This window comes from Pseudomonas farsensis, from assembly GCF_014268805.2.
Lineage (GTDB): Bacteria > Pseudomonadota > Gammaproteobacteria > Pseudomonadales > Pseudomonadaceae > Aquipseudomonas > Aquipseudomonas farsensis.
On sequence record NZ_JABWRF020000002.1, the window covers coordinates 1,088,388 to 1,102,276 of the forward strand.

General features: G+C 63.9%; 12 protein-coding genes. 7 read left to right on the forward strand and 5 right to left on the reverse strand.

All coding sequences use genetic code 11. The features are described 5' to 3' along the window. Position 1: 1 nt before the first annotated feature. The 5 genes from bioD (at position 2) to HU719_RS14170 (ending at position 6,736) form a co-directional block, all read left to right on the forward strand. Complete coding sequence (bioD, locus tag HU719_RS14150; protein ID WP_186535147.1) at positions 2-682, forward strand: dethiobiotin synthase; 681 nt, start codon at positions 2-4, stop codon at positions 680-682. 267 nt (positions 683-949) lie between these two features. Further along, on the forward strand, positions 950-1,228 hold the full coding sequence (locus HU719_RS14155; protein ID WP_186518347.1) for a pyrroloquinoline quinone biosynthesis protein PqqE: 279 nt from the start codon (positions 950-952) through the stop codon (positions 1,226-1,228). Positions 1,229-1,488: 260 nt separating this feature from the next. Next, the gene (locus HU719_RS14160; protein WP_186535146.1) at positions 1,489-3,294 is read left to right on the forward strand and encodes a phenylacyl-CoA dehydrogenase; all 1,806 of its coding nucleotides are present in this window, start codon (positions 1,489-1,491) and stop codon (positions 3,292-3,294) included. 256 nt (positions 3,295-3,550) lie between these two features. Next, on the forward strand, positions 3,551-4,834 hold the full coding sequence (locus HU719_RS14165) for a GGDEF domain-containing protein (protein ID WP_186518343.1): 1,284 nt from the start codon (positions 3,551-3,553) through the stop codon (positions 4,832-4,834). Positions 4,835-4,957: 123 nt separating this feature from the next. Further along, positions 4,958-6,736, forward strand: coding sequence for an acyl-CoA dehydrogenase C-terminal domain-containing protein (locus tag HU719_RS14170; RefSeq protein WP_186535145.1), 1,779 nt, complete (start codon positions 4,958-4,960; stop codon positions 6,734-6,736). Positions 6,737-7,055: 319 nt separating this feature from the next. Here the strand turns inward: HU719_RS14170 and HU719_RS14175 are convergent, their stop codons facing one another. Then, on the reverse strand, positions 7,056-7,979 hold the full coding sequence (locus tag HU719_RS14175; RefSeq protein WP_186518339.1) for a LysR family transcriptional regulator: 924 nt from the start codon (positions 7,977-7,979) through the stop codon (positions 7,056-7,058). Between the two features lie 210 nt (positions 7,980-8,189). On the opposite strand from HU719_RS14175, the gene HU719_RS14180 reads away from it, so the two are divergent. Both HU719_RS14180 and HU719_RS14185 read left to right on the forward strand, forming a co-directional pair. Continuing rightward, complete coding sequence (locus HU719_RS14180; RefSeq protein WP_186535144.1) at positions 8,190-9,461, forward strand: aspartate aminotransferase family protein; 1,272 nt, start codon at positions 8,190-8,192, stop codon at positions 9,459-9,461. Positions 9,462-9,615: 154 nt separating this feature from the next. Continuing rightward, positions 9,616-9,774, forward strand: a complete 159-nt coding sequence (locus HU719_RS14185; RefSeq protein ID WP_033727371.1) for a YqaE/Pmp3 family membrane protein — start codon at positions 9,616-9,618, stop codon at positions 9,772-9,774. Positions 9,775-9,886: 112 nt separating this feature from the next. Here HU719_RS14185 and HU719_RS14190 read toward each other — a convergent pair whose 3' ends face one another. The 4 genes from HU719_RS14190 to pqqC are packed head-to-tail and all read right to left on the reverse strand — an operon-like array spanning position 9,887 to position 13,868. Further along, on the reverse strand, positions 9,887-11,707 hold the full coding sequence (locus tag HU719_RS14190) for a S9 family peptidase (RefSeq protein ID WP_186535143.1): 1,821 nt from the start codon (positions 11,705-11,707) through the stop codon (positions 9,887-9,889). Further along, positions 11,688-12,827 carry a pyrroloquinoline quinone biosynthesis protein PqqE gene (gene pqqE, locus HU719_RS14195; protein ID WP_186535173.1) on the reverse strand — a complete coding sequence of 380 codons (1,140 nt, stop codon included), beginning with the start codon at positions 12,825-12,827 and terminating at the stop codon, positions 11,688-11,690. The genes HU719_RS14190 and pqqE overlap by 20 nt, the downstream gene beginning before the upstream one ends. Before the next feature lie 31 nt (positions 12,828-12,858). Beyond that, positions 12,859-13,134 carry a pyrroloquinoline quinone biosynthesis peptide chaperone PqqD gene (pqqD, locus tag HU719_RS14200; protein WP_186518333.1) on the reverse strand — a complete coding sequence of 92 codons (276 nt, stop codon included), beginning with the start codon at positions 13,132-13,134 and terminating at the stop codon, positions 12,859-12,861. Next, a complete protein-coding gene (gene pqqC / locus HU719_RS14205; RefSeq protein ID WP_186535171.1) occupies positions 13,131-13,868 on the reverse strand; it encodes a pyrroloquinoline-quinone synthase PqqC in 738 nt (245 codons plus the stop codon). The genes pqqD and pqqC overlap by 4 nt, the downstream gene beginning before the upstream one ends. Positions 13,869-13,889 lie beyond the last annotated feature (21 nt).

Here is a 13,889-nt window from a genome sequence, read left to right on the forward strand (position 1 = left end):
GATGAGCCAGGCCTACTTCATTGCCGGCACCGATACCGATGTCGGCAAGACCACCATCGCCGCCGGCCTGCTGCGGGCGGCGCGTCTGCAGAACCTCAGCACCTTGGCGGCAAAGCCTGTGGCTTCCGGGTGTGAGCCTACGCCCAAAGGGCTGCGTAACAGCGATGCGCTGGCGCTGATCGATGAGAGTTCGATCAAACTGGCATATGAACAGGTCAACCCGTTCACCTTCGAGCCGGCCATTGCTCCGCATGTAGCGGCGCGTGAGGCGGGTGTGGCACTTGAAGTGAACGTGCTGCTCGGGCTGATGCGCCAGGTGCTGGAGCAGCGCGCCGATTTCACCTTGATTGAAGGCGCTGGTGGCTGGCGCGTGCCGTTGTCGGGGCATGCCTACCTGTCGGACCTGGCGATTGCCCTGAAGCTGCCGGTGATTCTGGTGGTGGGGGTGCGGTTGGGTTGCATCAACCATGCGCTGCTCAGCGCCGAGGCGATTGCCCGCGATGGCTTGCCGCTGGCTGGCTGGGTGGCCAACATCGTCGACCCACGCACCTCGCGGCTCGAGGAGAACCTTGCCAGCCTGGCCGAACGCCTGCCGGCGCCGTGCCTGGGGCGGGTGCCATGGCTCAAGCAAGCCAGCGCCGAAGCGGTGGCGGAATATCTGCATCTGGATGTGCTGGACTAACGGCCACTTCGCAGCTGGACGCGTTCTCTGTAGGAGCGGCCTTGTGTCGCGAAAGGGGTGCGTAGCGCCCCCACGATTGGGGCTTCAAGCTGATGTCGCCGGGGCCGCTTTGCGGCCCTTTCGCGACACAAGGCCGCTCCTACAAACACCGCGCAAGATCACCCCGCTCTATCAGGTGGCACAGGGCTATTAGGGATTTAAACGGGCTTTTTTCCTGGGGGCCTGCTTTAATTGGCCCAATTCATCCAGCGTCACGGAGTTACTGACATGGACATCAACACCAGCTCCGCCTTCTACGCGGGCTTCGGTGCCATCCAGGCCGGGCAGAACCGCGTCGATCAGGCTGCACAGCAGATCGCCAGCACCACCAGCCAATCCACCGACTTCCAGTCCGAGCGCCTGCGCGCTGTCGACCGCAGCCAGCAGATGGACCTCGCCACCAGCACCGTGCAACTGGCGCTGGGCAAGCAAGATGTCGAACTGGGCGTGAAGGTTGCCAAGGCATCCGACGAACTGCTCGGTCGTTTCATCGACACCTACGCCTGATCCAACCGCTTACCCACGCGGGGCAAGCCCGCTCCATGCGCAGCCTGTACAGCAGCTGCGCGGGAGCGCGCTTGCCCCGCGTTGCGTTTAGCGGTCAATGGCGTAAATGCCCTGTTCGGCGGCATAAATGTCGCTATGGCATGTCCTTGACTTTGCAGCCACCTAAACGTAAGTTTCAAACAACTGTTTGACCGAAAGCCACCTAGAGCTGGTCGGTATGCGCGGTCTCCCTACCGAACTCATCACAGAGGTTCATCGCAATGCCTGATTACAAAGCCCCCTTGCGTGATATTCGCTTCGTGCGCGACGAACTGCTTGGCTATGAGGCGCACTATCAGAGCCTGCCGGGCTGCCAGGACGCCACGCCAGACATGGTCGATGCAATCCTGGAAGAAGGCGCGAAGTTCTGTGAGCAGGTACTGGCACCGCTGAACCGTGTCGGCGACCAGGAAGGCTGCACCTGGAGCGAGTCGGGCGTGAAGACGCCGACCGGCTTCAAGGAAGCCTACAAGCAGTTCGTCGAAGGCGGCTGGCCGAGCCTGGCGCACGACCTGGAGCACGGCGGCCAAGGCTTGCCTGAGTCCCTGGGCCTGACCCTGAGTGAAATGGTCGGGGGTGCCAACTGGTCGTGGGGCATGTACCCAGGCCTGTCCCACGGCGCCATGAACACCATCTCCGAGCACGGCACCCCCGAGCAGCAGCACACCTACCTGACCAAGCTGGTCAGCGGCGAATGGACCGGCACCATGTGCCTGACCGAGCCGCACTGCGGCACCGACCTGGGCATGCTGCGCACCAAGGCCGAGCCACAGGCCGATGGCAGCTACAAAGTGTCGGGCACCAAAATCTTCATTTCGGCCGGCGAACACGACATGGCCGACAACATCGTCCATATCGTCCTGGCCCGCCTGCCCGATGCACCGGCCGGCACCAAAGGCATTTCGCTGTTCATCGTGCCCAAGTTCCTGCCCAACGCCGAAGGCGGCGTGGGCGAGCGCAATGGCGTGATCTGTGGCTCGCTGGAACACAAGATGGGCATCCACGGCAACGCCACCTGCGTGATGAACTTCGACGGCGCTACCGGCTACCTGATCGGCCCGGCCAACAAAGGCCTGAACTGCATGTTCACCTTCATGAACACCGCGCGCCTGGGCACCGCGCTGCAAGGCCTGGCGCACGCTGAAGTGGCGTTCCAGGGCGGCTTGAAATACGCCCGAGAGCGCCTGCAGATGCGCGCCCTGACCGGCCCTAAAGCCCCGGACAAAGCCGCTGACCCAATCATCGTGCACCCCGATGTGCGCCGCATGCTGCTGACCATGAAAGCGTTCGCCGAGGGCAACCGGGCGATGGTGTACTTCACGGCCAAGCAGGTCGACATCGTCAAGTACAGCCAGGACGAAGAAGAGCGCAAAAAGGCCGATGCACTGCTGGCCTTCCTGACCCCGATCGCCAAGGCGTTCATGACCGAAGTCGGCTTCGAGGCCGCCAACCACGGTGTGCAGATCTACGGCGGCCACGGCTTCATTGCCGAGTGGGGCATGGAGCAGAACGTGCGCGACAGCCGTATCTCGATGCTGTACGAAGGCACCACCGGCATCCAGGCCCTCGACCTGCTCGGGCGCAAGGTGCTGATGACCCAAGGCGAGGCGCTCAAAGGTTTCACTCGCATCGTGCACAAGTTCTGCCAGGGGCAGGAAGGCAACGAAGCCACCCGGGAGTTCGTCGAGCCGCTGGCTGCGATCAACAAAGAGTGGGGCGAGCTGACCATGAAGATCGGCATGGCCGCCATGAAGGACCGTGAAGAGGTCGGCGCGGCATCGGTGGACTACCTGATGTACTCCGGGTACGCCTGCCTTGCCTACTTCTGGGCCGATATCGCCCGCCTGGCAGCCGAGAAACTGGCCGCTGGCACCAGCGAGGAGGCGTTCTACACCGCCAAGCTGCAGACTGCGCGTTTCTACTTCCAGCGCATCCTGCCACGCACCCGCACCCATGTGGCGGCGATCCTGTCGGGCGCCGACAACCTGATGGCCATGAAAGAAGAAGACTTCGGTCTGTCGATCTAAACTTCGGCGTTGTACAAAAAACCGCCTGCCCTCACCGGCAGGCGGTTTTTTTTGCGGCTGAAGAATGCCCGCACGCTCAGGCATTAGCGCCGTATGTAGGATATTTCCTCGGCCGAGACGTATTCAGTAACGAACACGCCTCAAGCATCCGGCCCCACCTGCCGTTAAACCGACGTCAATATTTATCTATTCATGTGCACCGACGAAGAACTAAGGGCACAATGCCATTATTGATCTGCCGGGTCGGAGATTACCCTTGTTTCGTTTATCCGCTGTACGCGCAAGCCACTTTCTGCCGTCGCTTGTGCTATTGGTGCTGGGGCTTGCAGCAGCCTATGTAAGAGACCTGAGCGTCTTCTTCACCTCGCTGTTCAATGTGCTGCCCACCTTGGTGCTGCTGCTGGGCGGTGCCTATTGCGCTGTTTACCGTCGTCAGCGTGAGCTGTTTCTGATGGTCACGGTGTACATCGCCTATTTTCTGCTCGATACACAGACCGATTATTACCGGGATAACGGCCGGGTCCGTGAGGACGCGGCGGTGATCTTCCACCTGGTGTGCCTGCTGCTGCCGGCGTTGTTCGGGCTGTTCGCGGCGTGGCAGGAGCGCACCCACCTGGCCCAGGACCTGCTGGCGCGTTTTGCCGTGCTGTTTGCCGTGGGCAGCGTGGCGGTGGCGCTTGAACAGAGCTTCCCGGAGGCGCTGCTGAGCTGGTTGGCGGAAATCCGTTGGCCGGCGCTGCATGGCCAGTGGATGAGCCTGATCCAGCTGGCCTACCCGCTGTTCTTCGTGGTGTTCGTGTTGCTGGTGGTGCAGTACCTGCGTGAGCCGCGCCCGCTGCATGCGGCGCAGGTGATTGGCTTGCTCGGCATCTTCTGGATGCTGCCGAAAACCTTCATCCTGCCGTTCACCCTCAACATCATGTGCAGCCAGGTGATGCTGATGATCGCCGCTGCGGTGTCCCACGAGGCCTACCAGATGGCGTTTCGCGATGAGCTGACCGGGCTGCCGGGACGCCGCGCCCTGAACGAGCGCATGCAGCGTCTGGGCCGCAACTACGTGATCGCCATGAGCGACGTCGACCACTTCAAGAAATTCAACGACACCCACGGCCACGACGTCGGCGACCAGGTGCTGCGCCTGGTGGCCAGCCGCCTGGCCAAGGTGACCGGTGGCGGGCGTGCCTACCGCTATGGCGGTGAAGAATTCGCCCTGGTGTTCGCCGGCAAGACCGCAGAAGAGTGCCTGCCGCACCTGGAGGCGGTACGCGAGATGATCGCCAACTACGCCATCCAGCTGCGCGACCAGAACAGCCGCCCGCAGGATGACACCGCTGGCCGCCAGCGGCGCAGCGGCAGCGCCAACACGACGGTGTCGGTCACCATCAGTATTGGTGTGGCCGAGCGCCTGGCGGACCACCGCAACCCCGAAGAAGTGCTCAAGTCGGCTGACGAAGCGCTGTACGGCGCCAAGGGCGCGGGGCGTAACTGCGTGGTGACTTATGGCGTGCAATCGAGGCGCGGAGCCGTGCGCATGGCGTGACCACTGCTGACCATGCGGTCGCATGATGACCCTATGTCTCGTAAAAGTTGTTCGGTTACACTGGCTGCAACCCAGTGTCGCGGTCCAGCCGGACCGCCCCGACCGTTATAGCGAGAGGTTGTCATGGCCGACTATAAAGCGCCCCTGCGCGATATGCGCTTCGTTCTGAATGAAGTCTTTGACGTGGCCACCCTCTGGTCGCAGCTGCCTGCGCTTGCCGAGGTCGTCGACGCCGAAACGGCCATGGCGGTGCTTGAAGAGGCCGGCAAGGTCGCCAGCAAAAGCATCGCCCCGCTGAGCCGCGCCGCCGACGAAGAAGGCTGCCACTGGGACAACGGCGCCGTGCACACTCCGGCAGGCTTTATCGAGGCCTACAACACTTACGCCGAAGGCGGCTGGGTGGGTGTGGGCGGCGACCCACAGTTCGGCGGCATGGGCATGCCCAAGGCTATTTCGGCGCAGGTCGAGGAAATGGTCAACGCTTCCAGCCTGGCGTTTGGCCTGTACCCGATGCTCACCGCTGGCGCCTGCCTGTCGATCAACGCCCACGCCACCGAAGCGCTCAAGGCGCAGTACCTGCCAAACATGTACGCCGGCGTCTGGGCGGGCTCCATGTGCCTGACCGAACCCCACGCCGGTACCGACCTGGGCATCATCCGCACCAAGGCCGAGCCCCAGGCCGATGGCAGCTACAAGATCAGTGGCACCAAGATCTTCATCACCGGCGGCGAACACGACCTGACCGAAAATATCATCCACCTGGTGCTGGCCAAGCTGCCCGACGCCCCGGCAGGCGCAAAGGGTATCTCGTTGTTCCTGGTGCCCAAGATCATGGTCAATGCCGACGGCAGCCTTGGTGCACGCAACCCGGTAACCTGCGGCTCGATCGAGCACAAGATGGGTATCCAGGCGTCGGCCACCTGCGTGATGAACTTCGATGAGGCCGTGGGTTACATCGTCGGTGAGCCGAACAAAGGCCTGGCAGCAATGTTCACCATGATGAACTACGAGCGCCTTGGCGTAGGCATTCAGGGCCTGGCGTCGGCGGAACGTTCCTACCAGAACGCTGTGGAGTACGCCCGCGACCGCCTGCAGAGCCGCGCCCCGACCGGCCCCCAGGCCAAAGACAAGGTGGCCGACCCGATCATCGTGCACCCGGACGTGCGGCGTATGCTGCTGACCATGAAGGCGCTGATCGAAGGCGGCCGCGCGTTTTCCACCTACGTGGCGATGCAACTGGACAGCGCCAAGTTCAGCGAAGACCCGGCGACCGCCAAGCGCAGCGAAGAGCTGGTAGCGTTGCTGACGCCGGTAGCCAAGGCGTTCCTGACCGACCTGGGCCTTGAGTGCACGGTGCATGGCCAACAGGTATTCGGCGGCCATGGCTATATTCGCGAGTGGGGCCAGGAGCAACTGGTGCGCGATGTGCGCATTACCCAGATCTACGAAGGCACCAACGGCATCCAGGCCCTCGACCTGGTGGGGCGCAAGGTGGTGGCCACTGGCGGTGCCTATTACCGCCTGTTTGCCGACGAGATCCGCCAGTTCATTGCCGCCTCCGGCAGCGACCTGGGCGAGTTCACGCGCCCGCTGGCAGCGTCTGTGACCCAACTCGACGAGCTCACCGCCTGGCTGCTGGACAAGGCCAAGGGCAACCCGGATGAAATCGGCGCGGCATCGGTCGAGTACCTGCATGCGTTCGGCTACGTTGGCTATGCCTACATGTGGGCGATGATGGCCCGCGCAGCCAAGGCCGGCGAGGGTGATGCCGATTTCTACGGCGCCAAGCTCGGCACTGCGCGTTTCTACTTCGCACGGCTGTTGCCGCGGGTTGATTCGCTGGTGGCCTCGGTGAAGGCGGGCAGCGAGTCGCTGTACCTGTTGGACGCCAGCCAGTTCTGACAGGCGTTGGCGGTAAACAGGCTGAAACCTTTGTAGGAAAGGGCTGGCCCAGTGATGCGGGGCTGGCCCAACGTCAGACCTGATTGAGAATAAAACGCCCTTGTAAGCTTTCTCCTACATGACGTGGTGACTTTTCGCCACTTACATGCGATTGGATCCACGGGTAATCTTTCTTACATGGACGGAGCGCAGGAAGCGCAATGGACAGAACAGGGACACACGTAGGATTGCCTGCTAGGACGGCGGGGCGAAAAGGATGTCACAAGGGAAACAGTCTGGAAAACCCCGCTTAGGCGGGGTTTTCTTTGTGCGTGGGTTTTTACCCCAGCCCTTCGAGCGGCGAAACCCCAAGCGGGCGCGCATCGGTTTCGGCCTCCAGCAGGTTACGCAGCAACTCGACCGAAGCCTGCTGGCGCTGGGCATCGCGGAACACCAGCCCGACCTTCAGCGGCACCCGTGGCTCGCTGAGCGGCTTCCACAGCAGGCCCTGGTCGTCTTCTGCCGCATCCTTGGCCCGGCCCGGCAAAATGGTCGCCAGCGCGGTGTGCGCCAAGCTGTCGAGAATCCCCGCCATATTGTTCATTTCGGCCTGCACCTGCGGCCGGCGCCCCTGGTTGGCCAACTGCTCTTTCCAGATTTGCCGGACCTGGAACTCCTCGCCAAGCATCAGCATCGGCAGCTCTGCCGCCTGGCGTATCGACACCTTTTTGAAATCCTTCAACGGGTGGGTGTTGGGGATGACAAGTTGCAGCTCATCTTCGTACAGCAGCAAACCGTGTAGCCCCGGCTGGCGTGGGGGCAGGTAGCTGATGCCGATATCCAGGTTGCCGTTGAGCAAGCGCCGTTCGATTTCCAGCCCCGACAATTCGTAGATCTGCACCACCAAGTGCGGCTGGGCCTTGCGCACCCGCTCCAGCAGCTGCGGCACCAGGCTCGGGCGCACCGTTTGCAGCACGCCGATGGCCAAGGTGCGCAGCGACTGCCCCTTGAAGTTGCGCATGGCCTCGTGGGCGCGCTGCAAGCCGTCGAGCAAGGGCTGGGCGTGGTTGTAGAGGGTGTGGGCCGCCAAGGTTGGCAGCAGGCGTTTATTGCTGCGCTCGAACAGGCTCAGGTCGAGGCTGTGCTCGAGCTGGCGGATCTGCTGCGACAACGCCGGCTGCGACAGCGACAGGCGCTCGGCGGCGCGGCCGACATGGCCTTCTTCATACACCGCGACGAAATAACGCAGTTGGCGGAAATCCATAAGTAACGCTTATCGAAATTGCTGCTAAAACGAAATGGCCGGCAGGCCGTCTGGCGCCTAGTCTATCGCCGTATTACAGAGGGTTACAGCGAACAAGTGGCACGATTGTTACCCCAACTGAAAAACACTTTTGATAGGCAAGGCAAAAATACTGACTCGGCATCCGACCGGGCGCCTTGACCACTGCCGACCGTGACTGGGTGGACCCTGATGAACCTGTTCAAGCTGCGCCGCCCGGCCCCTGCGCTTGCCGAGCCCACCCGTGCCCAGTTCGCTACCCGCGGGCAGCCCGAGCGTGAGCGCCTGATGGCCGCCGGCCAGCGCCCGGCGCCGGTGTTTGTGCGCGGCCAGGGTTGCTGGCTGTGGGACAACGAGGGCGTTGCCTACCTGGACTTCACCCAAGGCGGCGCGGTCAACAGCCTCGGCCACAGCCCGCAGGCGCTGGTCAACGCCATGGGCGAGCAAGCGCAGGCGCTGATCAACCCGGGCGCAGGCTTTTACGGCCACACCGCGCTTAGCCTGGTCGAACGCCTGTGCCAGAGCACCGGCAGCGACCAGGCCTATCTGCTCAACAGTGGCGCCGAGGCCTGCGAGGGCGCGATCAAGCTGGCGCGCAAGTGGGGCCAACTGCACCGCAACGGCGCCTACCACATCATTACCGCCAGCCAGTCGTGCCACGGGCGCAGCCTGGGCGCGCTGTCGGCTTCCGACCCGCTGCCGTGCAACCGCTGCGAACCGGGACTGCCGGGCTTCAGCAAGGTGCCGTTCAACGACCTGGCGGCGCTGCATGCTGCGGTGGACTCGCGCACTGTGGCGATCATGCTCGAACCGATCCAGGGTGAGGCTGGCGTTATCCCGGCGACCCGCGACTACTTGCAAGGCGTCGCCCAGCTGTGCCGCGAGTTGAGCATCCTGTTGATTCTCGATGAGGTGCAGACCGGCGTGGGGCGTTGCGGGGCATTGCTGGCCGAAGAGACCTACGGGGTGCGCGCTGACATCATCACCTTGGGCAAAGGCCTGGGTGGCGGTACGCCATTGGCTGCGCTGCTGGCGCGCGGCAAGGCCTGCTGCGCCGAGCCCGGCGAGCTGCAAGGCAGCCACCATGGCAATGCGCTGATGAGTGCGGCGGGCCTGGCGGTGCTGCAGGCCGTGCTTGAACCTGGGTTTTTCGAGCAGGTGCAAGGCAGTGGCCAGCACCTGCGCGAGGGTTTGAGCCGCCTTGCAGGCCGCTATGGGCAGGCGCAGGTGCGCGGGCAGGGTTTGCTGTGGGCCTTGCAACTGCGCGAGGGCAACGCCCAGGCGTTGGTGGCCGCTGCACTGGATGAAGGTTTGCTGCTTAACGCGCCGCAGCCGGATGTGGTGCGGTTTTCGCCGGCACTGACGGTAACCCGCGCCACCATCGACGAGATGCTGCTGCGCCTTGCCCGTGCCTTTGCCCGCTTGCACGCCCAGCCGCAGCGCCGCCGTGAAGTATCGGCATGAGGGCGCAGTAGCCTTAAGAATTTGAACGAACCGTCTCGCGTTTCTGCGCATCGCCCTTGGCCTGAAGTATTTGGCCCGGGGCGTTTTTTTTGCGTTGTGGAACCTCTGTGCAAGCCGGCGAGTCTTTGTTGAAACCCCTTAAGGAGCGCTTCACATGGACTTCATCCGCATCATCATCGCGATTCTTCTGCCGCCGCTGGGCGTGTTTCTTCAGGTGGGGTTTGCCGGGGCATTCTGGCTGAACATTCTGCTGACGCTGCTGGGTTACATTCCGGGGATCGTGCACGCGGTGTACATCATCGCCAAGCGCTGATTGCCGGGGCCGCTTTGCGGCCGTTCGCGGCACAAGGCCGCTCCTACAGAGGACCCTCGGGTAGGAGCGGCCTTGCGTCGCGAAAGGAGGCCGAAGGCCTCCCGGCGATCTATCAGGCCGACTCTCTCTGCAGCACCCTGCAATAGAACTTCCATTCCTCTTCCAGCGCATGGGCCAGATTCGCCGCCTGGCGAAAACCATGGCGCTCGCCTTCGTAGAAATGCCCCTCGGCTTCAATGCCATTGGCCTGCAACGCCTCCAGCATCGAGCGCGTCTGCGCGGGCACTACCACGGCGTCCAACTCACCTTGGAAGAAAATCACCGACGCCTTGATCCGACCCGCATGCAGCAACGGCGTGCGCGCCTGGTAGCGTTCGATGTCCTGCTCGGGGTCGCCGATCAGCCAGTCCAGGTAGTCGCCTTCGAACTTGTGCGTCGCGCGGGCCAGGGCCAGTGGGTCGCTGACGCCATACAAACTGGCCCCGGCGCGGAACACATCGCAGAACGCCAGCGCGCAAAGGGTGGTGTAGCCGCCGGCGCTACCACCCCGGATAAAGGCCTGCTGCGGGTCGATCAAGCCACATTCGGCCAGATGCGCCACCAACGCGCAGGCATCCTCGACATCCGTTTCGCCCCAGCGCAGGTGCAGCGCCTGGCGGTAGGCACGGCCATAGCCGCTGCTGCCTCGGTAGTTGAGGTCGGCCACGGCAAAACCACGCTGGGTCCAGAACTGGATGCGTGGGTCGAGCACCGGCGAGCACGCTGACGTCGGCCCGCCATGGACGAACACCAACAATGGCGGCCGCGCCTTGGCGTTTGCTGCGGGGTAGAAGAAGGCATGCGCCTGCTCGCCATCGCCGCTGGCGTAGCAGATGGGCTGCGGCTGGCTGATACGCTCGGCGTGCAGCACCTCGGCGCCGCCGGCAAGGATGCTCACTTCATGGCTGCGCCGGTCGATGGCAATCACCGCGGGCGGGCTGATGGGCGAGGCGGCAATAGCGTAGAGCTGTTCGTCATCCATCGCCAGGCTGCGAAAACGGGTGTAGCCGCTGGCGAAACGCTCCACCTCACCGCAGGCCTTGCGCACGCCCAAGTGGCCGAAACCGACCTCGAACCAACTGGCCAGATACTGCGCTGGCCCAAGTGGCAGCCAGGTGCTGGCGCCCAATTGCCACGGCGCGCCGGCGTGGTCGGCGGCGGCGGCCGGCAGCGCCTGCCAGCGGCCATCGACCTCGCCCCATGGCTGCCAGTGGCCATTGCGGTCCGACAGGCAATACAGCGTGCCGGCGGCGTCGAAGCGCGGTTGTTGCAGCGACTCGTCCTGCCCGGCGATGCAGCGCGCCACGCCCCAGGCGCCATCGGCGCCGCGTTCGCGGCACATCAGGCGGGTGACTGTCCACGGCTGCGCCGGGCGGTCCCATTCAACCCATGCCAGGCGCTGGCCATCGGCGCTCAGTGTGGGGGCTGCATAAAAGTCGGCGCCCTCGGCGAGCACAGTGCGTTGACCATCGGCGAACGCCACCAGGCGGTGCTCCACCGACGCCCCATGGCGTTCTTCAACGGCCAGCAACAGGCCGTCGTGCCATTGCACATCGCCGTAGCGGCACGCGGCATCTGCGCTCAGTGCGCGCGGTGCCGAGCCGTCTAGCGCCTGGGTGTAGAGCTGCTGGTCATTCTCGTTGACGAACACCAGCCCGTCGCCACCCAGGCAATAGCTGCCGCCGCCGTATTCGTAAACCCGGCTGCGCACACTGAAGCCTTCCGGGGTCAGGCAGCGGGCCTGGTGGTAAAGCCAATGCCACACTCGGCAAGCGCCATCGGCGGGGCGGAACTCAACCCAGAACAGGCCATCGTCGCTGGCCTTGAGTTCGGCAAAGTCAGTGCCGGCAGCCACCGCCTGGGCGGCGCTGAACTCAGCCACGGGCGATGACATGGGCGTTGCGCTCGTTGCGGAAGGTCATTTGCTCGATCTCCAGGGTTGCGTGTTCGGCTTCTTCGCGGGCCTTGAGGATGATGCCGTGGTCCGGCGACTTGGCGCAGACCGGGTCGGCCTTGCTGGCGTCACCGGTGAGCATGAACGCCTGGCAGCGGCAGCCGCCGAAGTCCTTTTCTTTTTCGTCGCACGAGCGGCAGGGTTCGGGCATCCAGTCAAAGCCGCGAAAGCGGTTGAAACCGAACGAGTCGTACCAGATGTGCTGCAGGTCGTGGTCGCGCACGTTGGGGAACTGCACCGGCAACTGCCGCGCGCCGTGGCAGGGCAGGGCGGTGCCATCGGGGGTGATGGTCAGGAACAGGCTGCCCCAGCCGTTCATGCAGGCCTTGGGGCGCTCTTCGTAGTAGTCCGGGGTGACGAAGATCAGCTTGCACGGGTGGCCTTCGGCTTTGAGCTTGGCGCGGTACTCGTTGGTCACCCGTTCGGCCCGCTCAAGCTGCTCACGGGTGGGCAACAGCCCGAGGCGGTTGAGGTGCGCCCAGCCGTAGAACTGGCAGGTGGCAAGCTCGACGAAGTCGGCTTCCAGGGCAATACACAGCTCGATGATGCGGTCGATCTTGTCGATGTTGTGCCGGTGGGTGACAAAGTTGAGCACCATCGGGTAACCGTGGGCTTTTACTGCCCGGGCCATTTCCAGTTTCTGCGCGAAGGCCTTTTTCGAGCCGGCCAGCAGGTTGTTCACCTGCTCGTCGCTGGCCTGGAAGCTGATCTGGATATGGTCGAGCCCGGCGTGCTTGAACGCGGCGATCTTCTGCTCGGTAAGGCCGATGCCGGAGGTGATCAGGTTGGTGTAGTAGCCCAGCCGGCGGGCCTCGCCGATCAGTTCGGCAAGGTCCTGGCGCACCAGCGGTTCGCCGCCGGAAAAGCCGATCTGCGCCGCGCCCATTTCGCGCGCCTCGGCCATGACCTTGAACCACTGCTCGGTGCTCAGCTCTTTGCCTTGCTGGGCAAAGTCCAGCGGGTTGGAGCAGTACGGGCACTGCAACGGGCAGCGGTAGGTAAGCTCGGCCAGCAGCCACAGCGGCAGGCCGACCTGATCGCGGGGCAAGCCCGCCCCCACGTGCTCGACGCAGGCCGGTTGCCCGCTTGGGTCAGGCGAGGGTGATCCAGTGTTCGGCACGGGCCACCTCCATGAATTGCTCGATGTCATCGGCGACTTCGGGCACACCGGGGAACTGCTGTTCGAGGTCAGTGATGATCTGCGCGACGCTGCGCTGGCCGTCGATCAGCCCGCCGATCAGGCTGGCGCTTTCGTTCAGCTTGATCATGCCTTCGGGGTACAGCAGCACGTGGCCCTTTTGCGCCGGTTCGTACTGGAAGCGATAGCCCGGGCGCCAGGCTGGCACTTGTTGGCGGTCAAGACTCATAAGGCGATCCCCTTGTGCCAGACCCGCTCGCGGGTGACGGTGTGATAAGGCGGGCGGTCCAGCTCATAGGCCATGCTCATGGCATCGAGCATGCTCCACAGGATATCCAGCTTGAACTGCAGGATTTGCAGCATGCGTTCCTGCCCCTCGCGGGTAGTGTAGTGCTGCAGCGTGATCGCCAGGCCATGCTCGACATCACGGCGCGCCTGGCCCAGGCGGGTGCGGAAGTATTCATAGCCGGCCGGGTCGATCCATGGGTAGTGCTGCGGCCAGCTGTCCAGGCGCGACTGGTGGATCTGCGGGGCGAACAGCTCGGTCAGCGAGCTGCTGGCCGCCTCTTGCCAACTGGCGCGGCGGGCGAAGTTGACGTAGGCATCCACGGCAAAGCGTACACTGGGCAGCACCAGCTCCTGGCTGCGCAGTTGCTCGGGGTCCAGGCCAACGGCCTGGCCCAGGCGCAGCCAGGCTTCGATACCGCCGTCTTCGCCGGGCGCGCCGTCGTGGTCGAGCAGGCGTTGAATCCACTCGCGGCGGATTTCGCGGTCTGGGCAGTTGGCCAGAATCGCGGCGTCCTTGAGCGGGATGTTCACCTGGTAATAGAAGCGGTTGGCCACCCAACCCTGGATCTGCTCGCGGCTGGCACGGCCTTCATACATCGCCACGTGGTAGGGGTGATGGATATGGTAAAAGGCGCCCTTGGCGCGCAGGGCCTGCTCGAACTCGGCAGGGGACATCGGCGTTGCGTCGCTCACAGG